This window comes from Arthrobacter sp. cf158, assembly GCF_900106835.1.
GTDB lineage: Bacteria > Actinomycetota > Actinomycetes > Actinomycetales > Micrococcaceae > Arthrobacter.
The window spans coordinates 279,754-304,227 of sequence record NZ_FNNR01000003.1 but is presented as its reverse complement, the minus strand read 5'-3'; the positions used below and the strand labels follow the sequence as shown (position 1 = coordinate 304,227).

22 protein-coding genes and 1 tRNA gene are annotated in these 24,474 nt (G+C 62.9%); 17 read left to right on the top strand and 6 right to left on the bottom strand.

The window, feature by feature from the left end; all coding sequences use genetic code 11:
* Window positions 1-23: 23 nt before the first annotated feature.
* Window positions 24-1,220, top strand: coding sequence for a glycogen synthase (glgA, locus tag BLW08_RS07410; RefSeq protein WP_091324152.1), 1,197 nt, complete (start codon window positions 24-26; stop codon window positions 1,218-1,220).
* A gap of 124 nt (window positions 1,221-1,344) precedes the next feature.
* On the opposite strand, the gene BLW08_RS07405 is transcribed toward glgA, so the two are convergent.
* Both BLW08_RS07405 and BLW08_RS07400 read right to left on the bottom strand, forming a co-directional pair.
* Complete coding sequence (locus BLW08_RS07405) at window positions 1,345-3,444, bottom strand: acyl-CoA dehydrogenase family protein (protein WP_091324150.1); 2,100 nt, start codon at window positions 3,442-3,444, stop codon at window positions 1,345-1,347.
* Between the two features lie 46 nt (window positions 3,445-3,490).
* Complete coding sequence (locus BLW08_RS07400; RefSeq protein WP_254779751.1) at window positions 3,491-4,225, bottom strand: TetR/AcrR family transcriptional regulator; 735 nt, start codon at window positions 4,223-4,225, stop codon at window positions 3,491-3,493.
* A gap of 62 nt (window positions 4,226-4,287) precedes the next feature.
* Here BLW08_RS07400 and BLW08_RS07395 point away from each other — a divergent pair, with 62 nt between their 5' ends.
* Genes BLW08_RS07395 through BLW08_RS07385 form a run of 3 tightly spaced genes read left to right on the top strand, consistent with a single transcriptional unit; the run spans window position 4,288 to window position 7,905 of the window.
* Complete coding sequence (locus BLW08_RS07395; RefSeq protein ID WP_091324149.1) at window positions 4,288-5,634, top strand: acetyl-CoA C-acetyltransferase; 1,347 nt, start codon at window positions 4,288-4,290, stop codon at window positions 5,632-5,634.
* Window positions 5,635-5,644: 10 nt separating this feature from the next.
* Entirely contained in the window at window positions 5,645-6,985 is a 1,341-nt protein-coding gene (locus BLW08_RS07390) for a 3-oxoacyl-ACP reductase (RefSeq protein WP_091324147.1), read from the top strand.
* Window positions 6,982-7,905 (top strand): MaoC/PaaZ C-terminal domain-containing protein, encoded by a 924-nt coding sequence (locus BLW08_RS07385; RefSeq protein ID WP_091324146.1) that lies wholly within the window; start codon window positions 6,982-6,984, stop codon window positions 7,903-7,905. Before BLW08_RS07390 ends, BLW08_RS07385 begins: the two co-directional genes overlap by 4 nt.
* Before the next feature lie 63 nt (window positions 7,906-7,968).
* Here BLW08_RS07385 and BLW08_RS24095 read toward each other — a convergent pair whose 3' ends face one another.
* From BLW08_RS24095 to BLW08_RS07375, 3 genes are all read right to left on the bottom strand, one after another.
* Entirely contained in the window at window positions 7,969-8,121 is a 153-nt protein-coding gene (locus BLW08_RS24095; RefSeq protein WP_254779749.1) for a hypothetical protein, read from the bottom strand.
* Window positions 8,122-8,161: 40 nt separating this feature from the next.
* Window positions 8,162-8,857 carry an alpha/beta hydrolase gene (locus BLW08_RS07380; RefSeq protein WP_254779747.1) on the bottom strand — a complete coding sequence of 232 codons (696 nt, stop codon included), beginning with the start codon at window positions 8,855-8,857 and terminating at the stop codon, window positions 8,162-8,164.
* A 116-nt stretch (window positions 8,858-8,973) separates the two neighbouring features.
* Window positions 8,974-9,059: transfer RNA gene (locus tag BLW08_RS07375), tRNA-Leu, on the bottom strand.
* A 264-nt stretch (window positions 9,060-9,323) separates the two neighbouring features.
* On the opposite strand from BLW08_RS07375, the gene BLW08_RS07370 reads away from it, so the two are divergent.
* Both BLW08_RS07370 and BLW08_RS07365 read left to right on the top strand, forming a co-directional pair.
* The gene (locus BLW08_RS07370) at window positions 9,324-10,628 is read left to right on the top strand and encodes a M20/M25/M40 family metallo-hydrolase (protein WP_091324144.1); all 1,305 of its coding nucleotides are present in this window, start codon (window positions 9,324-9,326) and stop codon (window positions 10,626-10,628) included.
* A 27-nt stretch (window positions 10,629-10,655) separates the two neighbouring features.
* Window positions 10,656-11,816, top strand: a complete 1,161-nt coding sequence (locus BLW08_RS07365; RefSeq protein ID WP_091324142.1) for an acyl-CoA dehydrogenase family protein — start codon at window positions 10,656-10,658, stop codon at window positions 11,814-11,816.
* Between the two features lie 35 nt (window positions 11,817-11,851).
* Here the strand turns inward: BLW08_RS07365 and BLW08_RS07360 are convergent, their stop codons facing one another.
* Window positions 11,852-12,085: a DUF5703 family protein gene (locus tag BLW08_RS07360; RefSeq protein ID WP_090821414.1), complete on the bottom strand. Its 234-nt coding sequence runs from the start codon at window positions 12,083-12,085 to the stop codon at window positions 11,852-11,854.
* Window positions 12,086-12,124: 39 nt separating this feature from the next.
* Here BLW08_RS07360 and BLW08_RS07355 point away from each other — a divergent pair, with 39 nt between their 5' ends.
* From BLW08_RS07355 to BLW08_RS07305, 11 genes are all read left to right on the top strand, one after another.
* Window positions 12,125-12,382, top strand: coding sequence for a hypothetical protein (locus BLW08_RS07355; RefSeq protein ID WP_090821416.1), 258 nt, complete (start codon window positions 12,125-12,127; stop codon window positions 12,380-12,382).
* 256 nt (window positions 12,383-12,638) lie between these two features.
* Window positions 12,639-14,318, top strand: a complete 1,680-nt coding sequence (locus BLW08_RS07350) for a sugar transferase (RefSeq protein ID WP_091324140.1) — start codon at window positions 12,639-12,641, stop codon at window positions 14,316-14,318.
* Between the two features lie 58 nt (window positions 14,319-14,376).
* The gene (locus tag BLW08_RS07345; protein WP_090821420.1) at window positions 14,377-15,486 is read left to right on the top strand and encodes a Gfo/Idh/MocA family protein; all 1,110 of its coding nucleotides are present in this window, start codon (window positions 14,377-14,379) and stop codon (window positions 15,484-15,486) included.
* On the top strand, window positions 15,483-16,502 hold the full coding sequence (locus tag BLW08_RS07340; RefSeq protein ID WP_091324139.1) for an NAD-dependent epimerase/dehydratase family protein: 1,020 nt from the start codon (window positions 15,483-15,485) through the stop codon (window positions 16,500-16,502). The genes BLW08_RS07345 and BLW08_RS07340 overlap by 4 nt, the downstream gene beginning before the upstream one ends.
* Window positions 16,499-17,665, top strand: a complete 1,167-nt coding sequence (locus tag BLW08_RS07335; RefSeq protein WP_091324137.1) for a DegT/DnrJ/EryC1/StrS family aminotransferase — start codon at window positions 16,499-16,501, stop codon at window positions 17,663-17,665. Before BLW08_RS07340 ends, BLW08_RS07335 begins: the two co-directional genes overlap by 4 nt.
* Entirely contained in the window at window positions 17,662-18,324 is a 663-nt protein-coding gene (locus tag BLW08_RS07330; RefSeq protein ID WP_090821424.1) for an acetyltransferase, read from the top strand. The genes BLW08_RS07335 and BLW08_RS07330 overlap by 4 nt, the downstream gene beginning before the upstream one ends.
* 5 nt (window positions 18,325-18,329) lie before the next feature.
* Complete coding sequence (locus BLW08_RS07325; RefSeq protein ID WP_090821426.1) at window positions 18,330-19,394, top strand: glycosyltransferase family 2 protein; 1,065 nt, start codon at window positions 18,330-18,332, stop codon at window positions 19,392-19,394.
* Entirely contained in the window at window positions 19,391-20,899 is a 1,509-nt protein-coding gene (locus BLW08_RS07320; RefSeq protein WP_091324135.1) for an oligosaccharide flippase family protein, read from the top strand. Before BLW08_RS07325 ends, BLW08_RS07320 begins: the two co-directional genes overlap by 4 nt.
* Window positions 20,896-22,167 carry a glycosyltransferase family protein gene (locus BLW08_RS07315; RefSeq protein WP_091324133.1) on the top strand — a complete coding sequence of 424 codons (1,272 nt, stop codon included), beginning with the start codon at window positions 20,896-20,898 and terminating at the stop codon, window positions 22,165-22,167. Before BLW08_RS07320 ends, BLW08_RS07315 begins: the two co-directional genes overlap by 4 nt.
* On the top strand, window positions 22,164-23,624 hold the full coding sequence (locus BLW08_RS07310; RefSeq protein WP_091324131.1) for an O-antigen ligase family protein: 1,461 nt from the start codon (window positions 22,164-22,166) through the stop codon (window positions 23,622-23,624). Before BLW08_RS07315 ends, BLW08_RS07310 begins: the two co-directional genes overlap by 4 nt.
* Entirely contained in the window at window positions 23,612-24,472 is an 861-nt protein-coding gene (locus tag BLW08_RS07305; protein WP_091324130.1) for a chain-length determining protein, read from the top strand. The genes BLW08_RS07310 and BLW08_RS07305 overlap by 13 nt, the downstream gene beginning before the upstream one ends.
* Window positions 24,473-24,474 lie beyond the last annotated feature (2 nt).

The window sequence follows — 24,474 nt, the reverse complement described above, 5'->3', positions numbered from 1 at the left end:
CCGGAACGACTACGTTGGTTAGCGTGCGAATAGACATTGTGACTAAAGAATTCCCTCCGGAAATTTATGGCGGTGCCGGTGTCCACGTTGCCGAGCTCAGCCGGGTGCTGGCAAAGCACGTTGACCTTCATGTCCGGGCGTTCGGTGCGCCCCGTGATGCCGACTATCACGGGGCTTCGGTGGCGTCCTACGCCACGCCGGAAGACCTCGGCGAGGCCAACGCTGCCATCCAGACCCTCGGCGTAGACCTGCGGATCGTTCCGGACATTGCGGGAGCGGACCTCGTCCACTCGCACACCTGGTACGCCAACATGGCAGGCCACCTTGCATCACTCCTGCATGGCATCCCGCACGTTCTCAGCGCCCACAGCCTGGAGCCTCTGCGCCCGTGGAAGGCTGAGCAGCTCGGAGGCGGCTATGCCCTGTCCTCCTGGGTTGAGAAGACGGCCTATGAGGCGGCCGCCGCCATCATTGCCGTGTCCGACGGCATGCGCCAGGACATCCTCCGCAGTTACCCCAACGTTGATCCGGACAAGGTTCGTGTTGTCCACAACGGCATCGACGTTTCCCTGTGGGAACGCGATGAAGAGGATGACGCGATCCGCGCACTGGGCATCGATTCTGCCAAGCCCAGCGTGGTGTTCGTGGGCCGCAACACCCGTCAAAAAGGTGTTCCGTACCTGCTTCGCGCCGCCTCGAGCCTGCCGGACGACGTCCAGCTGGTCCTCTGCCTCGGTGCTGCCGACACTCCGGAGCTGGCTGCCGAGACGGCCCGCCTCATTGAGGAGCTGCAGACCAAGCGTGAGGGCGTCGTCGTTATCGAGCGAATGCTGCCGCGACGCGAACTCATCCAGGTTCTCAGCCACGCCACGGCCTTTGCCTGCCCTTCCATTTACGAACCCTTGGGCATAGTGAACCTGGAGGCCATGGCGTGCGGCGCAGCTGTTGTTGCCAGCGCCACCGGAGGCATCCCGGAAGTTGTGCAGCACGGCGAAACAGGACTGCTCGTTGAGCTGGAACAGGTGACGGACGGAACCGGCACACCGCTGGATCCGGAGAAGTTCGTCAGCGATTTCGCCGCTGCCCTCAACGAAGTGGTTGCTGATCCAGCCCGCGCCCGTGAAATGGGCAAGGCAGGACGGCGCCGGGCAGAAGAACACTTCTCTTGGGAATCCATCACGGAAACTACCCTTGAGGTCTACCGCTCCGTCCTTCGATAAACGGAACCCCCACCCGTCCCGGCAGCAGGACAAACCACGACGGCGCCGCCCCCTTTGCCGGGGACGGCGCCGTCGTGCTTTACCAAAGTTCCGCAACTGTTCACCGCCTGGCAGCGGCGGAGTGTTAACGCGACTTATTGGCCTTCTGCGCAAGGAGCGTCTTTTCGTCTGCAGGCGCGCTTCCGCTGGCACGCTGCTCGCGGAAGTATTGGCGCGCTGCGTCCTGGCGGGTGGCTTCTGCGCCCGTCGCAATCGAGGCCCGGAGGTGCTCCGGGCCGTAACCGAAGGCATCCACGAGGTCCACCGCGTGCGGGCGGATCTTGACCAGTAGGCGGTTGATGTAGGCGCCCACTGTCCGGCCACGCTGCATGGAGAGGCGTCCGTTCATGAGGTACCAGGAGAGGTGCTTCTCAATCAGGGACAAGCCGAAGAGATCACGCAGCCAGGTCAGAACGCGCTTGGTTCCGTCGTCTGTAACGTGAGTCAGGGCCTCGGTGAACGCTTCCCACTGCAGAAGTTCGGCATGCGCTTGCGCCGCTTCGATGAGTTCATGCTGGTGCTGGTTGAACAGGGCTGCAGCTTGATGCTGGGGAAGCTTGTTTGCTCCCTTGAGCGCGGCACCAACGTCGGCCACCATGGACTGAACGCGGTCTGCGAGCAAGGTTCGCTGGCCTTCCTCATCACGCAAAGCCAACGCGGCCTTCTGGACTGAACCGGTGTCGGCCACGAACTGGGCTACCTGCCGCAAGCCTGTCCGGTGCAGGGCAACGCCGGCCGCCTGGTCCACTACATAGCGGGCCAGCACACCAAAGTCCGCACTGCGGAATTCCTTGGCGTAATCGGCCAGGAGGCGTTTGGCCACGAGTTGCAGCAGCACGGTATTGTCCCCTTCAAACGTGACGTACACGTCCAGGTCCGCGCGCAGTGAAGCAAAGCGATTCTCGATCAGGAAACCGGCGCCACCGCACGCTTCACGGCACTCCTGCAGCGTGTCCAGGGCATGCCAGGTGCTGAGCGGCTTGAGCGCAGCCGCCAGTGTTTCCAGGTCCTGACGATCGGCGTCGGTGTCGTGCGCGCCGGAGAAGACGTCGTCGAACTTCTGCAAAAGCTGTTCGTGCGCGAAGCTGGCCGCATAGGTGGTGGCCAGCCGGGTGAACAAGCGGCGCTGATGCCGCTGGTAATCCAGCAGAACTTCCTCGTCAGTGGCCGACGAGGCGTTGAACTGACGGCGCTCGGTGGCGTACTGGATAGCTGTCTTGAGGGCTACCTTGCTGGCAGCGACCGCTGCCCCATCCAGGGAAACACGTCCCTGGACCAGGGTTCCCAACATCGTGAAGAAGCGCCGACCCGGACTCTCGATGGACGAGGAATACGTTCCGTCCACCGCGACGTCACCATAACGGTTCAGCAAGTTGGTGCGGGGGATCCGTACATCCGTAAAGTGAAGGCGGCCGTTGTCGATGCCGTTCAACCCACCCTTAATACCGTCGTCTTCGCCGCCGATGCCCGGCAGGAACTCCTTGGTGGCGGGATCCCGGAGTTCCACATAGAAGGCATGGACGCCGCGGTTGACGTTTTGCGTTACCAATTGGGCGAAGACCACGGCAGCAAGGCCGTCGTTGGCAGCGTTGCCGATGTAATCCTTCCAGGCTGCACGGAAGGGAGTGTTGATGACGAATTCCTGGCTGGCGTCATCGTAGGTGGCCGTCGTCGCGATGCTGGCGACGTCAGAACCGTGGCCGGTTTCGGTCATGGCAAAGCAGCCGGGAATGTCCAGGCTCATGATGCCGGGGAGCCACTTATCGTGATGTTCAGTAGTCCCCAGGTGCATCACTGCCGAGCCGAAGAGACCCCACTGCACGCCGGCCTTGATCTGCAGGGAAGGGTCAGCTGTGACCAGTTCCTCGAAGCCGGCGATGTTGCCGCCGTGATCGTCGGATCCGCCCAGGCGGGTTGGAAAGGCACGGTGGACAGCGTTGTTGTCCACCAGGAACTTCAATTGCTCGAACACACGGGCGCGGTGCTCGGTGTGGTGCATCCCTTCGATCTTCTGAACCGCCGGGTTCCCTGCAACCTCGCGGGCTTGGTGTCGAATGTGGGCCCACTTGCCAAGGAGCTGCTCGCCAAGGGCGGCGACATCAACCACGGGTTCCGTCCCAGCGGCGGCATCGTCGCGGCCGGAGGATTGATGGGCGGATGAGGCCCGGTCCACTACTTCAGTCATGTTGCTTCCTTCTTTGGTTCCGACAACTGATGAGTCATTACTGGTGTCAGGTGGTGGTCTTGAGAGCCGGAGCTATGCCAAGGCACAGCCAATCGGTGATCTGGCCGGCCATGGTGGCCTGATCGGGTTTGGAGCTTCCAGCCGGGCTTCCCAACCACATCTCGCCGGCGTTCCGCACGAGTCCTATCGCCGCGGTGGGCCAGTACGTGATCACCGACTCCCTCTCCTCGCCAAGGTGTTCCCGCATGGGTGTTGCGATCATGTCCGTGATTTGCTCAAAGAAGTTACCCAGCGCACCCGATGCGGCGATGGGGTCCTGCGCTGAAGCCTCTCCCGGACTCAGCCGGGTAATGAACGCGTAAACGTGGGGACTGGATTCGGCCATCTGCAGGTAGGCGGAAACCATGGCAAGCAGGCCCTCGCGCGGAGTCTGCGCAAGTTGGGCTGCTTCCTGCATGCGGCGCTGCATTTGACCCAGCACAACCTCGCCCATTGCCTGCTGAAGACCGGCTTTGTCGCCAAAGTAACGGTAGTAGACAGACTTTGAGGTGCCGGCGGCCCCGGCGATGTCCTCCATGGATGCGTCGCTTCCGAGCCGATGCACGGCCTTTCGTGCGGCTTTGATCAGTTCGCGGCGCCGTTCTTCACGGTGGGACTGCCAGCGTGCAGCGCGCCCGTCTACCGCGCCAGGCGCAACCGGTGATGCCGCTGCGGGAGCGTCACGGACGGCGGCCCGAGGGGCGTCGGCGACATTGGCGGATTCTTGATGGCGGCTGTTCACGATACTCAGCGTATCAGGTACGCTGGGTATCAGTAACTGGCAATGATCAAAGGAGACAAAACATGGCTGCAGCAGACGTGTCCACGGGAGCAACCCGGGAACCCACACCCTCACCTCTACGCTCCGCGGTCATCGTGGGCGGTAACCGAATCCCGTTCGCCCGGACAGGCGGCGCCTACGTGAAGTCCTCCAACCAGGACATGCTCACTGCGGCATTGGACGGGTTGATCGCCAGGTTCGGGCTCCAGGATGAGCGCATTGGTGAAGTAGCGGCAGGAGCCGTGCTCAAGCACTCCAGGGACTTCAACCTCACCCGTGAAGCTGTTCTCGGCTCTGCGTTGTCCCCGGAGACCCCGGCCTACGACCTCCAACAGGCCTGCGCCACCGGCCTGGAGACAGTGATCGGATTGTCCAACAAGATCAAACTGGGCCAGATCGATTCAGCGATCGCCGGCGGCGTGGACTCTGCGTCCGATGCTCCGATCGCCGTCAGCGAAGGACTCCGGGAGATCCTGCTGGACCTGAACCGAGCCAAGACTGCCGTGCAGAAGCTGAAGATCATCGGCCGTATCCGTCCCAAGGACCTGGCCCCCGACGCGCCGAATACGGGGGAGCCCCGCACGGGACTTTCCATGGGAGAGCACCAAGCGCTCACCACGGCCCAGTGGAAGATCGCCCGCGAAGCGCAGGACGAACTTGCCTACAACAGCCACCGCAACCTCGCTGCCGCCTATGAACGCGGCTTCTTTGATGACCTCATCACCCCGTACCGTGGACTTAGCCGCGATTCCAACCTGCGCGCGGACACCACCTTGGAAAAGCTCGCCTCGTTGAAGCCCGTTTTCGGTAAGAGCCTCGGGTCCGAGGCCACCATGACAGCCGGCAACTCGACTCCGCTGACTGACGGCGCGTCCACAGTCCTCCTGGCAACCGAAGAATGGGCAGACGCTCATGGCCTGCCCAAGCTCGCCACCGTCCTTGATGGTGAGGCAGCCGCTGTGGACTTCGTCCACGGAAAGGATGGCCTCCTCATGGCACCGGTCTTCGCCGTTCCACGCATGCTGGCCCGCCATGGACTGACGTTCGAGGATATTGACTTCTTCGAAATCCACGAGGCCTTCGCCGGAACCGTTTTGAGCACCTTGGCCGCCTGGGAAGACGAGGAGTTCGGCCGCACACGGCTGGGCCTTGACGGGGCACTTGGCAAAGTTGACCGCGCCAAACTCAACGTCAACGGCTCCTCATTGGCAGCCGGACATCCCTTCGCGGCAACGGGTGGCAGGATTGTTGCATCCCTTGCCAAGATGCTGCATGAGAAGGGAGCTGTAGATGGGCGCCCCGCACGTGGCCTGATCTCCGTATGCGCCGCAGGCGGCCAGGGCGTCGTTGCCCTTCTCGAAGCAGCGTAGGGGGAATTCCATGACAGACAAGTACACACAACTGGTTAGCCGCGGACTGGGCAGGGACGTGGCGAAGAAGCTCGGTCTGCCCCAGCCCGTCCAGCTCCGCCGCTACCAGCCCGGAGCCCCGCTGGTTACCGGTCCGGTCCTGGTCAGCGGCGACAGTGCAGGCGCCGACGACATCGCTACCACGCTCCTGGGCTGGGGCTTGGACGTACGGCGCAATGCCCTTCCCAAGGAGAAGCTGGGCGCCATTATCCTCGTCCTCGATGCCGTCCAGCATCCAGGGGACCTGGGGAAGACTGTATTGGCGGCGGGGACCTCGCTCAGGGACCTGGCAGCCAACGCACGGGTGGTCACCATCTCCCGGACAGCCCAATCTGCCCCCACGCCGGCTTCGGCCGCCGCCCGCCAGGGCATCGATGGCCTCCTGCGGTCCATGGCCAAGGAACTGCGCTCGGGGGCGACAGCCAATGGCATACTGCTCCATGACAACCTGGCAACCACCAGCCCTTCAGCCTTGGGTGCACTCAGGTTCTTCCTCTCCGGGCGATCGGCCTATGTTGATGGTCAGTTCCTGACGGTCACCTCAACCTCGGGCAGCTTGCCCACTGACTCGGAGAGGCCGTTGGCGGGCAAGGTGGCGGTGGTAACCGGGGCAGCCCGGGGCATCGGGGCCGCCATCGCCCGGACACTGCACCGCGACGGTGCCACGATAGTCGCAGTGGACATCCCCGCGGCGGGGGACCATCTGGCTGCTGTTGCGAACTCCGTCCGGGGTACTGCACTCCAACTCGATATCAGTCGGGACGACGCCGGCCACCGGATCATCGAGCACGCCGTGGAACGCCACGGCAGGCTGGACATCGTGGTCCACAACGCCGGGATCACGCGCGACAGGCTTCTTGCGAATATGGACGAGGGCCGCTGGCACTCGGTCATCGCGGTCAACATCGCAGCGCAGCTGAGGATCAACGAGGCCCTGTTGGCGTCGGAGCACTTCAAGGACTCGTCCCGGATCGTGTCCGTGGCGTCCACCAGCGGCATCGCCGGCAACAGGGGCCAGACCAACTATGGCGCTTCCAAAGGCGGGGTGATCGGCATGGTGAGGTCTACGGCAGCCTTGATGGAACCCTTCGGCGGAACCATCAACGCTGTTGCCCCGGGCTTCATTGAGACCGAAATGACAGCCAAAATGCCCTTTGCCATCCGCGAGGCCGCCCGCAGGCTCAATTCGCTGAAGCAGGGCGGCCAGCCCCAGGACGTCGCCGAAGCCATCGCTTTTCTCGCCAGTGATGCTGCCGGTGGCATTTCCGGCGACGTTCTGCGCGTGTGCGGTCAACAACTGGTGGGAGCATGACCGGGCCCCAGCCGGTGGTCCTTGGGGAGCTGCCATCGCTGTCCAAGCTGTATGTCAACGCTGCAACAACTGCCGCCCGTCGCCGGGTCCTGGGGACATCGGCGGGAAGGAAGTTGCCGGCGGTCAGCCATGAGGTCAGAAACGTTCGGGCCGACGTCGGCAACTTGACCGCGTACCAACACCTCGTGGGGGAGACTGCCAGCGACATCCTTCCCGCGGGATACGTTCACGCGTTGGCGTTCCCCGTGTCCATGAGCATCATGAACCGCGACGACTTCCCGTTGCCGCTCCTTGGAATGATCCATCTGAAGAACCATGTGGAGCAGCGCGTGCCCATTCAGTTCACCGAGGCTTTGGACATCCGGTCCTGGTCGGCAAACCTGGCTGGTCACAGGGCGGGGACGCAACTGGATGTTGTGGCTGAGGTCCGCTCGGCGTCCAGTGGTGATTTGCTGTGGCGAGGCATCTCGACGTACCTCGCCAAAGGTGTCTTCCTGCCAGGCATCGATAAGCCCGGCAACCCCAATGGGGCAACGGGGGCTGGGGACTTTTCGCCGCCGGATCCTACGGCGTTGTGGCAACTCGGCCTGGATACCGGCCGGAATTACGCCACTGTTTCCGGTGATTTCAACCCGATCCACCTGAGCGTTCTTTCTGCCAAGGCTCTGGGGTTACGCGGGTCCATTGCCCATGGAATGTATTTGGCCTCACGTGCCCTGGCGGACGTGGGAGCCGTCAAGGCTGAGTCCTTTACCTGGGACGTCGCCTTCGAGGCACCGGTATTCCTCCCAGCACGCGTCGCCTTGGACATCGCGACGGTCCATTCAGGGGCCGGAAGCTGGGAACGTTCGGACTACGTGGCGTGGAATCCGCGCAGCGGGCGGCGCCATTTCACCGGAAGAGTATCAGCGGTGATCTAACGTGCTGACCTGATGCAGTGCAAGACGACGGCGGGCACCGGAAGGTGCCCGCCGTCGTCGTTGTTAATCCTCCGGGATCTGAAGAAAGCCAGCAGTACTTTGCGGCACGTACGCACCGGCCCAGCGGAAGACCTCCTCGAAGAAGAGGCTCCGTGCGGGTTCGGCCGAGAGCGCGAGGTCGTGGATGCCGCCGTCGATCCTTGCCAAGGTGACCAAGCGACCCAATTTTGTGCTGCGATCAGCAATGTGCCGGACATCAAGGACGATGTCCGAAGGCGTGTCCGCGCCTTATGGCACGCAGCCAGCCGGCAAGGACAGGGAACCCCTCCAGGGGCTTCCAGCTGAGGTTGAATTCCCATGCTCCGCCGGTTGAGGCGTGCAGGTTCCGCCCGTAGCAGTCACCCAGCACGCCCACCTGGCGCCGCGGCTGGTAGTTTGCAAGGCGTTCGACGACGGCGGTTCCCACCGCGCGCTGGAGGAAGGGCTTGTTGAGGTCGAACCACGGGCTGTTCAGGACCAGCGCATCCACCAGGCCATCGAAGCGGCGACGATGCGCCCACAGGCTGGTGACCAAACCACCGGTGGAGTGGCCGAGGACCACCAGGACGTCATGCCCGTCCTCCTCCTTGATGATGCGGGCAGCCTCATCCAGCTCTTCGTCATAGCTCTCAAGGGACTCAATGTAATTGGGAGTCTGGTGGGCGAGGAGGGAGCGTCCGTATTTCCGGAGATCCAGCGCGTAGAAGTCGAATCCGGCATTGGACCACTCATCTGCCAGGTGTGTCTGGAAGAAATAGTCCACAAAGCCGTGAACGTAGAGGACTGCCCGCCTGCTGGTCTTTGGCGTTTTCCTGGAGACCAGCGTAGCTGTGACGGCACCTTCCGCATCCGGCTCAAGGGTAAGAGTCCGTGCCACATATTCCGGACCAAGGATGTCTTCGCAACCGGCCATGTTTTCCTTAGGTGAGCAGGGAAGAAACAATGTGATCAAACTCGCATTGTAGGTGGGGCAGCAAATCCACGGCAAAACAAACAAGGCCCGGAATCCGTGGATTCCAGGCCTTGTGATGGTGCGCGGAGGGGGACTTGAACCCCCACCCCCTTTCGAGGACTAGCACCTCAAGCTAGCGCGTCTGCCATTCCGCCACCCGCGCAGGTGGTGTTCAGATGGGCCGTTCCGCACCTTCCGGTGCTTTACTTTCCTCCGAAGCAGCGAGAAAAACTCTAACACGGTTTCGGGTGGCTGAAAAATCGACGCTGGTCAGGGCGCCTTCCACAGACGTCCGGCGACCCCGGGAGCAACGAATGCCTGACTGAGGTCGCTGCTTCTGAGTAGGCTGATGGGACACGGGACGGGCTGCGGAATCCGCAGTGCGCGTCGCCGGAACCTGCAGCCCAGCCACGCAAGGAGAATTTCCATGTCTGTCATCCGCCCCGAAGACGAAGTTGTCCGGATCTGCCAGGAGCTCATCCGCATTGACTCGTCCAACTTCGGCGACGACACCGGTCCGGGGGAGCGCGCAGCTGCCGAGTACACGGCTGGCCTGATCACCGAAGTGGGCCTTGATGCCGAGATTTTCGAGTCCGCCCCAGGACGGGCCAACGTGGTAACCCGCCTGGCCGGCGAAGACCCATCAGCCGACGCGCTGGTGGTGCACGGACACTTGGATGTTGTTCCTGCACTCAAGGACCAGTGGAGCGTTGATCCCTTCAGTGGCGAACTGAAGGATGGATTGGTCTGGGGTCGGGGTGCCGTGGACATGAAAGACATGGACGCCATGATCTTGTCCGTCATGCGGGATTTCGCCCGAACGGGCCGCAAGCCCAAGCGCGACATCATCTTTGCCTTTTTCGCTGACGAGGAAGCGGGCGGCACGTACGGCGCCCGTTACGCCGTGGAACATCGGCGGGAACTCTTTGACGGAGCCACTGAGGCTATTTCGGAGGTGGGCGGATTCTCCGCCACGATCGGCGGCCAGCGGACCTACCTGCTGCAAACAGCGGAAAAAGGGCTTTCCTGGCTGCGGTTGGTGGCCCACGGCCGGGCAGGCCACGGCTCGCAGATCAACACCGACAACGCTGTGACCCGCCTCGCAGCTGCCGTGACCAGGATCGGCCAGCACAAGTGGCCGGTGGAGCTCACTCCCACTACGCGCCAGTTCCTGGACGGCGTGACCGAGCTGACCGGCGTCGAGTTTGATGCTGAAAACCCTGACATCCTGCTGAAGGAACTCGGTACTGTGGCCCGGTTCGTGGGCGCGACTCTGCAAAATACGTCCAACCCCACGCTGCTGCGCTCCGGATACAAGCACAACGTCATCCCTGAATCGGCGGAGGCTTTTGTTGACTGCCGTACTCTGCCCGGCCAGCAGGAACTGGTGTTCGAAACCATCAAGGAACTCGCCGGCGACGGCATTGACATCAGTTATGTCAATAAGGACGTCTCCCTCGAGGTGCCGTTCGCCGGCAACCTCGTGGACGCCATGATCGATGCCCTGCACTCCGAGGACCCTGGGGCCAAGGTTCTGCCGTACACGCTCTCCGGCGGCACGGATAACAAGTCCTTGAGCAAGATCGGCATCACCGGCTACGGCTTCGCGCCACTCATGCTGCCCGACGAACTCGACTTCACCGGTATGTTCCACGGCGTGGATGAGCGTGTTCCTGCCGAATCCCTGCAATTCGGCGCCCGGGTCCTGAATACCCTGCTGAGCAACTACTAGACGCGATCACCCTAAGGAGGCCCCGGAATGGCTCCCGAAGAAATCCTGCCTGACGCTCTTCTTGAACGTCTGCGCGGCCGCGCTGCCGGCTATGACCAGAACAACCAGTTCTTCCACGAGGATCTGGAGGAACTTGCGGCCGCCGGATACCTCAAGCTTTTCGTTCCGGAATCCGACGGCGGCTTTGGACTCGGTCTCGAAGCGGTAGCTGCGCTGCAGCAGCGGCTCGCCACGGCAGCCCCGGCCACAGCGTTGGCCGTCAATATGCACTTGGTGTGGACCGGCGTCGCGCAGGTCATGTCGGCCAGGGGAGACACCTCGCTGGACTTCGTCCTGAAGGAAGCCGGGAAGGGTGAAGTTTTCGCTTTCGGTATTTCCGAAGCCGGAAACGATTCCATGTTGTTCGATTCCGGCACCATCGCTGAGCCATTGCCCGACGGAAGCTACCGTTTCACCGGCAGGAAGATCTTCACCAGCCTCTCACGGGGCTGGACCCGGCTGGGGACCTTCGGCAAGGATGCGGACGCACGGGACGGCGAAGGGGAACTCGTCTTTGGCTTTCTCCGGCGTGACGAGCCCGGGCACGAGACCCTCAGTGACTGGGACACTCTGGGAATGCGGGCCAGTGCCTCGAATACGACGTTGTTGCATGGGGCCGTGATCCCGCCTGAGCGCATCTTCCGCAAGCTGCCTGTTGGGCCGAATAAGGACCTCTTGGTTTTCGCGATCTTCGCGTGTTTCGAAACGTTGCTCGCTGCCGTCTATACAGGTGTGGCCGAGCGCGCTTTCACCCTGGGCGTGGCAAACGTCAAACGCCGGGTATCAGCCAAGCATGGTGGCCGAAGCTACGCGCAGGACCCTGACATCAGGTGGAAAGTAGCCGATGCAGCCTTGGCCATGGACGGGATAACCCCGCAAATATCCTCCATTGCCCGGGACGTGGACAACCAGATGGATCACGGAGCGCAGTGGTTCCCCAAATTGGTGGGGCTCAAATCACGCGCCACCGAGAACGCGCGGCTGGTGGTGGATCTTGCCATACGGGTCACGGGCGGTTCCAGCTACTTCCGGGGCTCGGAAATGGAGCGACTGTACCGGGATGTGCTCGCGGGCATTTTCCATCCGTCCAACGATGAATCCGCGCACAGCACCGTAGCCAACGCGTGGCTGGGCCCCTTGGAGGACTAGCGGCTGGTGTGGGCGACCACGGCTGCTGTTAGGGGCTAAACAGTCCGCTGCACGGAATAGACCTTCCGGCGCAGCCAGAACCGCCGGCCGCCCCCGAGGTAAAGCACGCTGCGCTCGAGTTCCCACTTGCCGTACTCCGAATGTTCAGCGAGACGGCGCCGCGCGTCAGGCAGCGAATCCTCAGGTCCCACCGTCAGGACGAGGTATTCGTACTGACGTGCATAGTCTCGTTGGCGCTCCACGGAGCTGCCGGGAAATTGTTCTCTCATCCCTCTCCATTTTCGTCCTTTTCCGGCTAACGTGAAGTCATGAGCATCGATCCGCGTGTCGCGCTTCAGTCTTTGACTGCTGCCCTGGAAGAACATTTGGCCGCCGCATCCGCCAGGCGGGGCGAGGGTGACCCCAACGTCGAAGCGGCGTTCTTTGCCGTCGCCGATGCCTTCGAGGTTTACGAAGACGCACTCTACGAGGCGTATTCCGAGGTTACTCCTCTGCAGGTCTTCGATGATGAGGACGAGGACGACGATGAAGTCCTTGATGAAGACCTCGAAATCGTGGAGGACTAGAAACTCCTGAAAGCCGGCCACCTTTGGGTGGCCGGCCTTTTTGTGCCCTTTTGCGTGTTGACCGGGGCGCTTTCAGCCCGTGATTCCGCAGATTTATGCAGGTGGAGCACGTAGTCATGCCAGCGTCAGCTAGGTACTTCTACGTAGGGGGCATAGGTAATCCTGCGCAAACTTGAGTATCGACTACTGGTGCGCCTCCGGACCGCCCCGGCTTCACTGAGAGGAAGGCAACGGCAGGTCTGCAAAGAAGGCTGACATGGTAAGAGTTCCAGTCTTGCGAATGGGCAAGGCAGCGGCACCGCGAGGTGCCGCGCATGCCTCCGTGAGGTCGGCCCTTCCCTTGGAACCCGCTGTCGCCGAAGTCAATCCGCCGGCGTCTCCCTGGATTGACAAGTCCACTGCTGCACAGCGGACTGAAAAGGCGGGACTGGCGGCGTTGAGGCCGGATGTCACCCTGGACCTCGTGCCGCCAGTCACCCACCGCCGCTCACGGGCAAAAGCTCCACACCGGGACCGTGCAACGTGGACACAGTTGTTGACCAACAGCCTCCGGCTGGCGGACTCCGCGCTGGTTGCCGCCGCCGTCTTTGCCGGATTGGTGCTCAATACCGGCGGCGGGCCGTTCGCCGAAGGCAGTCCCGCTCAAACAACGCATCTGATGTTGGGGGTAATCCTCGGCACCGCCTGGCTGGCAGCGTTGGAGGTCTACCGGACAAGGGATCCCAAAGTGCTCGGAGTGGGTCCCGAGGAGTACAAGCGCGTACTTTCGGCCAGTTTCCGCGTCTTCGGTTTCTTGGGCATCGTGGCCGTGGTCTTCCGCTTGGAGGCTGTCAGCTCCTTCGTCCTGGTTTCGTTGCCCCTGGGGGTAGTGGCCCTGACGGGCAGCCGTTGGGGGTTCCGGCGCTGGCTGAGCTACGAGAAGTCGCGTGGCCGCTGTCTCTCCCGGGCGATTGTGGTGGGAGAGCCCCAGGACGTCCGGTACGTCATTAAGCAGATCAACAGGAAGTCCGGGGCCGCCTACGACATCCTGGGAGCCTGCCTTCCCGGCGCCCGCCGCGGTGCCGTCCTTGCCGTTGACCACCTGAGGGTCCCCGTATTGTCCTCGATTTACGGTGTCGCCCGGACCGTGCGTCAGACAGGCGCCAACGCAGTCATCGTGGCCGGCCCCGTCCCGGGCGGCAACCAGTTCATCCAGGAACTCGGATGGAGGCTGGAGGAGAATGCGGCCGAGCTTGTCCTGGCCGCAACCCTGACCAACGTGGCTGGTCCCCGTATTCACTGGCGGCCCGTTGAGGGACTCCCGCTGATGCACGTTGACATTCCGCATTACTCAGGAGGCAAGCACAGCCTTAAGCGCCTGATGGATGTGACCGTCTCAGCAACAGCCTTGCTCGTCCTGGGTCCGTTACTCCTGGTTCTGGCGGCCGTTGTCCGCGCCGACAGCCCAGGGCCCGTACTGTTCCGGCAGGAGCGGATTGGAAAGAAGGGCACCACGTTCCAGATGCTGAAGTTCCGCTCCATGGTGGTTGATGCTGAGTCCCATCTTGAAGCCCTCAGCCAGCAGGATGAAGGCGCGGGGGTGCTGTTCAAGATCCGCGGCGACCCACGCATCACCCGGTGCGGGCGCTGGATGCGGAGATACTCCCTGGATGAACTGCCGCAATTCTGGAACGTCCTGGTGGGCAACATGAGCCTGGTGGGACCCAGGCCGCCCCTTTCCCGCGAGGTGAGCGGTTACGAGCGGCACACGCATCGCCGGCTGCTGATCAAGCCGGGCATTACCGGTTTATGGCAGATCAACGGCCGTTCGGACCTTCCGTGGGAGGAAGCTGTTCGGCTGGATCTGTATTACGTGGAGAACTGGTCAATAGCGGGGGACTTGATGATCATGTGGCGGACGTTCCGGGCGATGACCCGACCATCCGGCGCCTACTAGCGAAAGTCACGCAGTACTCAATAAGAACCGCGCTATTAACACAGAAGTCGAGTGGGAAATGAGCATACGAACTATTCCATCAGGACAACTGAACGGCCACGAACTCCGGCCGAGACTTCGAATTGCCGTGGTCGGGGCGGGCTACTGGGGTCCCAACCTCGCCAGGAACTTGAAGGCGAGCCCCGATTGGGAACTGGTGGCCATTTGCGATCTGGACGTTGATCGCGGATTGAAGCTCGCCGAAACTGTTGGTGGGGTCCCCGTCGTCGAATCCTTGGACGAACTGTTGGACACCTACAACCTGGACGCTGTAGCCGTGGCCACACCGGCGCATACCCATCACGGAGTGGTGATGACTGCGCTGCGGGCCGGTAAGCATGTACTGGTGGAAAAGCCGCTCGCGGACAGCCGCGCCAAGGGCCTGGAAATGGTGGAAGAAGCCAAAGCCCGGGGGCTGGTCCTGATGGCCGACCACACCTACTGCTTCACGCCCGCCGTTCTGAAGATTCAGGAACTTGTAGCCAGCGGTGCCCTGGGCGACATCCTGTACGTCGATTCCGTGCGCATCAACCTGGGACTCGTCCAGCCCGACGTCAACGTCTTCTGGGACCTGGCCCCGCACGACCTTTCCATTCTTGACTTCGTCCTGCCCGGCGGCCTCCACCCCACGGAGATCGCGGCCCACGGAGCGGATCCCTTGGGAACAGGAAGGGACTGCGTGGGACACCTGACGTTCGGCCTGCCCAACGATGCCATGGTGCACATCCATGTGAACTGGCTCAGCCCCACCAAGATCCGGCAGATGATCATCGGAGGGTCAAAGAGGACCCTCGTGTGGGATGACCTGAACCCCCAGCAACGCCTCAGCGTCTACGACCGCGGTGTCAGTCTGGAACACCAGCCCAGGTCCGCGGCCGACAAGAAGAACTCCGCCATCTCCTACCGCCTCGGAGACACATGGTCGCCCGCCCTGCAGGAACGTGAGCCCTTGGGCCAGGTAGTGGCTGAACTCGCCTCGTCCATCCGGAACCACTCCATGCCGCGCACCAGCGGTGAATCCGGACTCAGGGTTCTGTCCGTGCTGGAAGCCGTAACCCAAAGTCTCAGCACGGACGGGCAGTCCACCGTGGTGGCCGGCAACGAGGTCAATCTCCAGGTTGCACGGTGAAAGAGCTGCTCGGCGCCAACGTGCTGGTCACAGGCGGTGCCGGAACCATCGGGTCAACCCTTGTTGACCACCTGCTCGACGGCGGCGCAGCCCACGTCGACGTCCTGGACAACCTTGTCCGTGGTCGCCGGGCGAACCTTGACAGCGCCTTGGCCAGTGAACGCGTCACGCTGGTGGAAGGCGATCTGCGGGACCGGGACCTGATCCACGACGTCACTGTCGGCAAGGACCTGGTTTTCCATCAGGCAGCCATCCGCATCACCCAGTGCGCCGAGGAACCGCGCCTGGCACTCGAAGTACTGGTGGATGGGACCTTCAACGTCCTCGAGGCCTCAGCGCAACACAACGTGGGAAAGCTCGTCACGGCGTCCAGCGCCTCCGTCTATGGGATGGCCGAGGAGTTCCCCACCAAGGAACGCCACCACCACCACAACAACGACACCTTCTATGGTGCGGCGAAGTCCTTCAACGAAGGAATGGCCAGGAGTTTCCGTGCCATGTCCGGGCTGAACTACGTGGCCCTTCGCTACTTCAACGTGTACGGACCCCGGATGGACGTCCATGGGCTGTACACCGAGGTGCTGGTCCGCTGGATGGAACGAATCGTCGATGGCCAGCCTCCGCTGATCTTCGGCAGTGGCCACCAAACCATGGACTTTGTCCACACCGCAGACGTAGCCCGGGCCAATGTCCTGGCCGCCGTCAGCGGCGTGCAGGAAGGGGCCTACAACGTGGCGAGCGGAACCGAGACCAGCTTGGCGGAGCTGGCGCACACGCTGCTGAGGGTCATGGAATCACCGCTGCACCTGGAGCACGGACCCGAACGGGCAGTCAACGGCGTTGCCCGGCGCTTGGCGGACGTGTCGGCGGCACGCAAGGACCTCGGCTTCGAAGCGGCAGTAGGTTTGGAAGATGGCCTGCGCTCGCTGGTGTCCTGGTGGCGGCCCTTGCGCCAGGAGATCGCTGCAGCGAGGACATCCGGCAGCCCTTCCGCCCCGGTAGTGGGTGCGCGATGACGACGTCCGAGACCCGCCTGGCACGCATCGATGTCATGAAGCCGTGGCTTGGCGAAGAGGAAGCACACGCAGTTGCCGAGGTCATAGCTTCAGGGTGGGTTGCCCAAGGGCCTAAGGTCCGCCAGTTCGAGGAAGCTTTCGCACTGGCGCAACACGCAGGTTTCGCCGTGGCGACGTCCAGTTGCACCACCGCACTCCATCTTGCCCTCGCGGTTGCGGGCGTGGGACCCGGGGATGACGTGGTGGTGCCGTCCTTCTCCTTCATTGCCACCGCCAACGCCGTTACTTATACCGGAGCGCGGCCGGTCTTTGCTGACGTGGACCCAGTGACCGGGTGTGTCACCCGCCAGACCATCGAGGCCGCCCTCACTCCGGCCACCACGGCTGTCATTGCCGTAGATCAAGGAGGCGTCCCAGTTGACATTGATCCGCTCCGCGCATTGTGCGACCCACGGGGCATCGCCGTTGTGGAAGACGCTGCCTGCGCCATCGGTTCCCGGTATCACGGCATGCCTGTCGGGGCCGGCGCGGAGGTGGCCGCATGGTCTTTCCATCCCCGGAAAATCCTCACCACGGGTGAAGGCGGGATGCTCTCCACCTCACGCCAGGACTTTGCGGACAGGGCACGACGACTCCGGGAACATGCCATGAGTGTCTCGGCCGCTGACCGCCATGCCAGCATTCTGTCACCGGCGGAGGAGTACCTCGAAGTAGGGTTCAACTACCGCATGACAGACCTTCAGGCCGCCGTCGGAATCGTTCAACTGGGCCGCCTCCACACTGCCGTCCAGCGTCGTCGGGAACTCGCCGCCACCTACGCGAACGCCTTTGCAGGTATTGACGGCCTTCGGCTGGTCGATGACCCGGCTTACGGCATCAGCAACTTCCAGTCGTGCTGGCTCGAAGTCGGCCCCGGGTTCGCCATGGGAAGGGATGCGCTCATGACCCACCTGGCCGAGGATGGAATCTCCGCACGGCGGGGCATCATGGCGGCGCACCGCCAACCGGCCTACGCCGGCAGGGACACCGGACAAGCGGACCTGAGCGTCACTGAAAGGCTGACGGACCACACCTTGATCCTTCCCCTTTACCACCAGCTCACCCTGAGCGACCAGGTCCGTGTCATCGATTCGGTACTTCGCGCGGCAGGACAGGGAAGATGAGCGAATTACTCCTCATAGCGGCCAGCGGACTCGCCCGGGAGGTACTTGCCATGGTCCGCAGCAGTGGCCCCTTCGACGTCATCGGGATTCTTGATGACGACGAGGACAAGCTTGGGCGGGTGGTGGACGGCGCCCACGTGCTGGGCCCTGTACGGGACGCCCTCCGGTTTCCGCACGCGCTGTTGCTGGTCTGCATCGGATCCGGATCGGGCAGGGAGAGCGTTGTGATGAGGCTGCGTTCGCTGGGGCTGGACGAGGACCGCTACGCCACAGCCATTGATCCATCCGTCAACGTCCCGGAGGGCTGCGAGATCGGCCGGGGGAGTATCCTCCTGGCGCATGTGAGCATGACCGCTTCGGTGACCATCGGCAACCACGTGGTGGCCATGCCCGGGGTCACGTTTACCCATGACGACGTCATCAGTGATTTCGCGACGTTCGCCTCGGGAGTATCGCTGGGCGGGAACGTGCACATCGGCCGGGCCGCCTACATCGGGATGAACGCCAGCGTCCGCGAGCGCCGGACCATTGGCGCCAAGGCAACCATCGGCATGGGTGCGGCGGTCCTGAGCGACGTTCCCGACGACGAGACGTGGGCTGGCGTTCCTGCGCGCGTTATCAGGCGGGGCAGCGCTCCCGCACTGGAGGGGGTCCAGTGAAAGTAATGCGTCCGGTTCCTGTTACGGCGCCGCCCAGCGTGAGCGTGGTGGTTCCTTGCTACAACTATGGCCGGTACCTGCCCCAGGCTGTGCACAGTGCCTTGTCCCAGGAGGGCGTGGACGTCGAAGTGATCGTGGTTGATGATGCGTCCACGGACGGCAGCGCAGCTGTTGCTTGGCGTCTGGCTTCCGTAGATCCCCGCGTCACTGTGGTGCATCACGAGGTGAACCAGGGGCACATCGCCACCTACAACGACGGACTTTCCCGGGCCAGCGGCCGCTACGTGACATTGCTGTCCGCTGATGACTTGATCGCTCCGGGCGCCCTGGCCAGGGCGACAGCGCTGATGGAAGCACATCCGCATGTGGGGATGGTGTACGGCCTGCCCAAAGACTTCACGGATCAGCCCCCGCGGGTTGCTCCACGCGAGCGCACTATCTGGACGGTGTGGGGTGGCAGAAGTTGGATCGCGCTGGCTTGTGCCCGCGGACGAAACTTCATCCTGTCGCCCGAAGTGGTGATGCGCACTGAGGCCGTCCTCAGTGTTGGTGCGTACAGCGCCACACTGCCCCATTCCGGGGACTTGGAGTATTGGTTGCGTGCTGCAGCTTCCTGGGACGTGGGGCGGATCAACGGCCCGGTCCAGGCTTTCTACCGGGTCCACGGTGCGAACATGCACCAGACTGAGTTCGCAGCCGCAGTGGTTGACCTCCAACACCGGCTGGATGCCTTCCGGGTCCTTGAGGACCCCCGGTTCCCCTGCTCCCCGGAAAAGCGGGCCCAACAGTTGCAGCGGGCTAAGAGGGCGCTGAGCAAGGAAGCTGCCCGGCTCGGACGTCAAGAGCTCACACGCGGCGGAGCGATGGAAGCCGCAACTGAGCTGCGGAAGTTCATTGAGTGCCTTCATGACGTCCCGGGCAATATCCACCGGGCCAATGCCCTGCAGGCCCGGATTGCGCGTGCTTCCCGCGGCAAGAAGCCCGGCACCGGGCGATCGGCTGCGCAGTACGTACATACGCAGCTGGATCGGGTCCGTTGGCGCCTGTGGGCCATGACGGGGATATCATGACGACCGCCGGCGAACAGGGCCGTTCCCTGGGCAACCGGGCCGCGAGCGCCACTCTCTGGGGTGGGGTCAACATGGCCCTGGGCAGGATCGTGCAGTTCGCCACCACCATCATCGTGGCCCGGATGATTGCCCCTGAGCATTTTGGTGCGCTCGCGGTAGCCATTGTGGTCCAAACCATCGCCACGAACATGGCTGAGCTTGGGGCTACAGCCTCCCTGGCCCGGGGCAACGGCGACCCGGACAAGATCGCCCCGACTGTGTTTTCCATTGCCTTGGTCACCAGCGGCATCATGACTGCGGCAGCTGTCCTCTGGGCTCCGGCCCTGGCAGCGGCTTTCGACGACCCCGCGGCAACCCCTGTGATTCAGGTACTGTCACTGACCATCCTCCTGCAGGGCATCGGCGCAGTACCCTCCACCATGGTGTGGCGCGAGTTCCTGCAAAAGCCGCGGGTAGTCGTCGACATTTGCGGCCTGATGACCGTACTTCTGCTCGTGGTTCCCATGGCCCTGGACGGATGGGGTGCCATGGCTCTTGCCTGGTCCCGCGTCGGGGGGCAACTTGTGGCGATGGCCGGGTACTGGATCATCACACCGAAGCGGTACGCACCCGGTTTCGACCGTCACGCGGCCACGGAAATACTGCGTCTGGGCATGCCGCTGGCGATGGCCAACCTCGTGGTCTTCGTCACGCTCAACGTGGACTATCTCCTGGTGGGACGGATGCTGGATCCGACGGCTCTGGGCTTGTACCTTCTCGCGTTCAACCTGGCCGGGCTGCCAAGTTCGGTCATCACGGCCGTTATCCGAGCCACGGCGGTTCCAACGTTCGGCAGGCTCTTTGCCGAAGGCACTCTGGGGCTCCTGGCGCCCAGATTTGTCAGCGGGGTCTCTTACTGTGCCTTTCCAATTTCTGCCTTGGTCGTAGCCCTGGCCCACCCGTTGATCGTGACCGCCTACGGAAGTCCGTGGGCCACGGCCGGTATCGCATTGTCAACGCTGGGCGTGTTCGGCGCCACCCGGATCCTCGTGGAACTCTTCGCTGACCTCAGCGTCGGCGCGGGCCGTACCGGATGGCTTTTCTGGGTCCAGGTCGCTTGGCTCATCACCCTCGCACCCGCCCTCTACTTCGGCATCACGTGGTGGGGGATTGCGGGAGCCGGAATCGCGCACGCCACAGTGGCGTGCCTGGTGGTGATTCCCCTCTATGTGAAGTCCCTGACCTCAGTACTGCACACCACTTCATGGCAGCTTCTTCGTGGAAGCCTCGCCCCGTTCCTGGCCGCCACACTGTCCGGCACGGCCGCCTGGCTGGTTACCCGCGGCATGGAGAATACTGCCGCGGCCCTTGCCATCGGCGTCCTGCTTGGCTCAGCCCTCTACGGACTCCTGACGCTCCGACAGGGCAAACAGCTGCTGGCGGACGTCCGGGCGTTGCTCAAGACCAAAGGAACCGTTCCCGCAACAACCCAAGCTACGAGTCCTGAAAACGCGGTCCGGCCATGAAAGCGCCGATGCTGGTTACTGCCCGCCTGGTTGCCCGACGATTGCGCCGGGATGGGTGGAGGCCAGTGGCCCGGACCATCGCCGCCAGGGCAGCAACCACAGCCATCGATACCTGGCATCTGGCAGAGCCCGCGCTTCCCCTTGCGGAGTCGGACATTTGTGATTCCAGGTCCCTGATCCTCTCCTCCCCGCTGCCGGTTCCCAACGGCTCCCTCAAGGTGGGATGGATCTGCACGCCACCGGCACCCGGATCAGGGGGACACACCACTTTCTTCCGAATGGTGGAAGAAATGGAAGAACGGGGCCACCAGTGCACCCTGTTCCTCCACGACGTCAATGATGACGACGTGCGCCGGCACGAGGAGACCATCCGAAGCCACTGGCCGGCGCTGCGTGCCGGGGTTCGCAGCGCCACATATGGGATGGAAGGGGTGGACGTCATGGTGGCAAGTTCCTGGCCCACGGCACATGTTGCCGCGAACAGGGCACCGGACGGCGCCCACCTCTTCTATTTCATCCAGGACTATGAGCCATACTTCTATCCGCATGGGTTTCTTTACGCCTTGGCCGAAGACAGCTACCGACTGGGACTGAGCAACGTGGCGCTGGGGGAAATGATCGCCGAGGTCATGCGGACCGAGCTGGGCGAGCCTCCACAGGCTGTCATACCTTTTGGCTGCGACACTGCCACGTACCGGCTCCTCAAACCCGCCGCGGGCAGTGCCCGTTCAGGAGTGGTGTACTACGCCAAGAAGAACGTGGACCGGAGAGGATACCTCCTGGCCAAGCTCGCCCTGGAACGTTTCCACGCCCTCCACCCGGAACAGGAAATCCACATCTACGGCGACACCGTCACCGGATGGAAGATACCGGTCACCAACCACGGCAACCTCACCCCCGCGCAATTGAATGTGCTGTACAACAAAACCATCGCCGGCCTGGCTGTCTCCTTTACCAATATCTCCCTGGTTCCTGGCGAACTTCTTGCTGCGGGGAACGTACCGGTCCTCAACGAGGCCGCCTTCGCCTCGGGGCTGCTCACGGACCCCGACGCGGTGTGGGCCACCGCCACTCCTGCCGGACTGGCCACTGCGCTCGCAGAGGTGGTCAGTGCCCCGGACATCGGACTGCGCGCAGCAGCCATCGCTGGAAGACAGCGGTTGGATTGGGCTGACTCCCGCCGGGCGTTTGCGGACTTCGTCGAATCCTCTTGTGCATCCGTGCCCGATGCTGCTCCCAGCGGTTCCCTGCAGGGAGGCCGCACATGAGACGCATGAAGCGGTATCTCGTCTTTCCGCCGGCCCGGGAGATCCAGCTTCGCCACCTTGAGGGGACCACGGGCGACGCCGGAAACGTGGGCTTGCTGCTGAAGTTCGCGGCCTTCGGAGTGTTCTTCTTCCCCTCCAACATGATCATAAAACCCATCGGAGCTGTTGGAACGGTGCCTATTATGCTGGCACTTCTGCTCTTGGCTTTCTGGCTGTCTTCAGCACTTTTTGGGCTTCACAATCCACTGAAGTCCAGTAATCCAGGACGCTTGGGGCTCGGCCTGCTGTGGGTAGGAACGTGCGCCTCCTACGTGGCGTTGTTCTCCGGTTTCACCGGGAATACCAATGTCTCAGCCCAGGCTGCGGCGGACCGCTGGCTGATCCTGATCCTTGCTTGCGGTGGCATCGCCTTGGTGACCAGTGAGGCTGTCCGCACTCTCGATAACGCGATGTCGCTGGTCCGTGCCATTCTTGCCGGAGCCTTCTTTTGTTGCGTGGTGGCCCTGATCCAGTTCCTCTTCCGGGTCAATCCGATGCTGTGGATCCAGGAGGCAATGCCCGGGTTCACAGACAATGGCGGCAACACAGCCTTTCAGGTACGTGGTCTCATGACACGGGTTGCCGGCAGTACCTTCCATTCCATTGAACTGGCCGTGGTGTGCGCCATGTTGCTGCCGCTGTCCATCTGGCGCGGATTGTATGACCGGACCGGCCATAAGTGGTTCCACTGGACCGGTACCGCGCTGCTGGTTGTTGCCATCGCTTCCACCGTGTCGCGGTCCGGGGTCCTCGGGCTGTTCCTGGGCCTGGCCGTCTTCATCCCCTTCATGCCACAGGCCGCGCGCCGTTGGGCTGTTGTGGCGGCCCCTGCGGCCATGGCAGCGCTGTTCGTCGGGATTCCCGGATTGGTAGGCACGCTGACCTCGTCCTTCACCGCAGGCAACAGCGACCCTTCGCTCACAACGCGGACCAACAACTACCCCCGCGTCGCCGAAATGTTCGGTGAACTGCCCTTCCTGGGACTGGGACCTGGAAACTACTTGCCGGACAACGCCCTGCACATCCTGGACAACCAATACCTCAACTCACTGGTCACCCTGGGCCTGGTGGGCTTCATCGGCATGGTGGCCTACCTGACCCTGCCGGCCATTTCATCGTTCATCGCCGCGCGTGCGTCCAGGCTTCCTGCCCTGCGCTGCCTGGCAGGAGCCGTGGCAGCGGCCGGGGCAGTGGCCGCAGGTTGCTCGTTGACGTTCGACTCAATGGCCTTCCCTGTCTTTGCGCTGGCCTACCCCTTCATCGTTGGCCTCGGAGGAGGTACATGGATCATGATTCGCCGTGAAATCGAGCTGCGGGAAACCAACGCTCCAGAACACCACAGCAGCGGGCCGCCCCTGAACGGAAATAACCGCACACCTTCCACACCGAATGTCGAGGCGATCACATGGACCCGGTAGCAGTCATCAGAACGTTGTGGCACCACAAACTCATCGTGCTGCCAGTCTTGCTGGTCACGGCACTGGCAGCCGTTTACGTGTACTCCTTCGCGCCCCGGTCCTATGAGGCCAAGGCAACCTACGCAATCGTCAACCCCAAAATCCCCACAGCTGCCGAGCTGGAGAAGAACCCCGAACTCAACTCCCTCAACTCGGACAACCCCTACCTGCGCTCCGCGGATTCCTCCCTGATCGCCCAAGTGGTAGGCACGCGCTTGAACGACGACACCACCGGAGACGCGCTCCTTCGTGACGGACTCAGCACCGACTTCACCGTGCAGCGTCCGCCAGCCTCCTTCCTGATTGAAATCTCGGCCTCCTCGGAAAGCAAGGACAAGGCAGTAGCAACCGTCAAGGCCCTCGGAACACGGTTGGAAAAAGACCTGTTTGCCATTCAATCCATCAACGGAGCCAATGAGCGGTTCCTCTACACATCGCTGATGGTTGCCGCACCGGACAACGCCACGGAACAGTTCTCCAGCCGGCTCCGGTCACTGATCGTTGTGCTGGTGGCAGGGGTAGTGCTCACCTTCGGGGCGGTCTCCATTGCAAGGGGCCTGGAGTCCTCAAGGTCGCGCGCCCGCTCAGCCGCACCAGCGGGGGAGCCAAACACGAAGTCCCGGCGACGGCAGGAAAAGAACCGCGACGTTGACCAGCCACCCCTTGGCCACGACCTGGAAGAACTGACCATCCAGGACGTCCTCAAGCCAGCCGACGCGGACCCTTTCTTCACCACCAACGGACCCCTGAGTGAATCCCTGCGGACCCGCAACGGCGGCAAGTCGCCCATCAAGGAAACATCTGCCTGAAA

Excerpts from the sequence above, each read along its gene's own strand:
- BLW08_RS07355 (WP_090821416.1), top strand. The coding sequence starts at position 12,125 with ATGAGCATCGATCCGCGTGTCGCGCTTCAGTCTTTGACTGCTGCCCTG.
- BLW08_RS07335 (WP_091324137.1), top strand. The coding sequence starts at position 16,499 with ATGACGACGTCCGAGACCCGCCTGGCACGCATCGATGTCATGAAGCCG.
- BLW08_RS07315 (WP_091324133.1), top strand. The coding sequence starts at position 20,896 with ATGAAAGCGCCGATGCTGGTTACTGCCCGCCTGGTTGCCCGACGATTG.
- BLW08_RS07350 (WP_091324140.1), top strand. The coding sequence starts at position 12,639 with ATGGTAAGAGTTCCAGTCTTGCGAATGGGCAAGGCAGCGGCACCGCGA.
- BLW08_RS07365 (WP_091324142.1), top strand. The coding sequence starts at position 10,656 with ATGGCTCCCGAAGAAATCCTGCCTGACGCTCTTCTTGAACGTCTGCGC.
- BLW08_RS07320 (WP_091324135.1), top strand. The coding sequence starts at position 19,391 with ATGACGACCGCCGGCGAACAGGGCCGTTCCCTGGGCAACCGGGCCGCG.
- BLW08_RS07305 (WP_091324130.1), top strand. The coding sequence starts at position 23,612 with ATGGACCCGGTAGCAGTCATCAGAACGTTGTGGCACCACAAACTCATC.
- BLW08_RS07385 (WP_091324146.1), top strand. The coding sequence starts at position 6,982 with ATGACCGGGCCCCAGCCGGTGGTCCTTGGGGAGCTGCCATCGCTGTCC.
- BLW08_RS07325 (WP_090821426.1), top strand. The coding sequence starts at position 18,330 with ATGCGTCCGGTTCCTGTTACGGCGCCGCCCAGCGTGAGCGTGGTGGTT.
- BLW08_RS07370 (WP_091324144.1), top strand. The coding sequence starts at position 9,324 with ATGTCTGTCATCCGCCCCGAAGACGAAGTTGTCCGGATCTGCCAGGAG.
- BLW08_RS07330 (WP_090821424.1), top strand. The coding sequence starts at position 17,662 with ATGAGCGAATTACTCCTCATAGCGGCCAGCGGACTCGCCCGGGAGGTA.
- BLW08_RS07380 (WP_254779747.1), bottom strand. The coding sequence starts at position 8,857 with ATGGCCGGTTGCGAAGACATCCTTGGTCCGGAATATGTGGCACGGACT.
- BLW08_RS07395 (WP_091324149.1), top strand. The coding sequence starts at position 4,288 with ATGGCTGCAGCAGACGTGTCCACGGGAGCAACCCGGGAACCCACACCC.
- BLW08_RS07310 (WP_091324131.1), top strand. The coding sequence starts at position 22,164 with ATGAGACGCATGAAGCGGTATCTCGTCTTTCCGCCGGCCCGGGAGATC.
- BLW08_RS07345 (WP_090821420.1), top strand. The coding sequence starts at position 14,377 with ATGAGCATACGAACTATTCCATCAGGACAACTGAACGGCCACGAACTC.
- BLW08_RS07405 (WP_091324150.1), bottom strand. The coding sequence starts at position 3,444 with ATGACTGAAGTAGTGGACCGGGCCTCATCCGCCCATCAATCCTCCGGC.
- BLW08_RS07390 (WP_091324147.1), top strand. The coding sequence starts at position 5,645 with ATGACAGACAAGTACACACAACTGGTTAGCCGCGGACTGGGCAGGGAC.
- BLW08_RS07360 (WP_090821414.1), bottom strand. The coding sequence starts at position 12,085 with ATGAGAGAACAATTTCCCGGCAGCTCCGTGGAGCGCCAACGAGACTAT.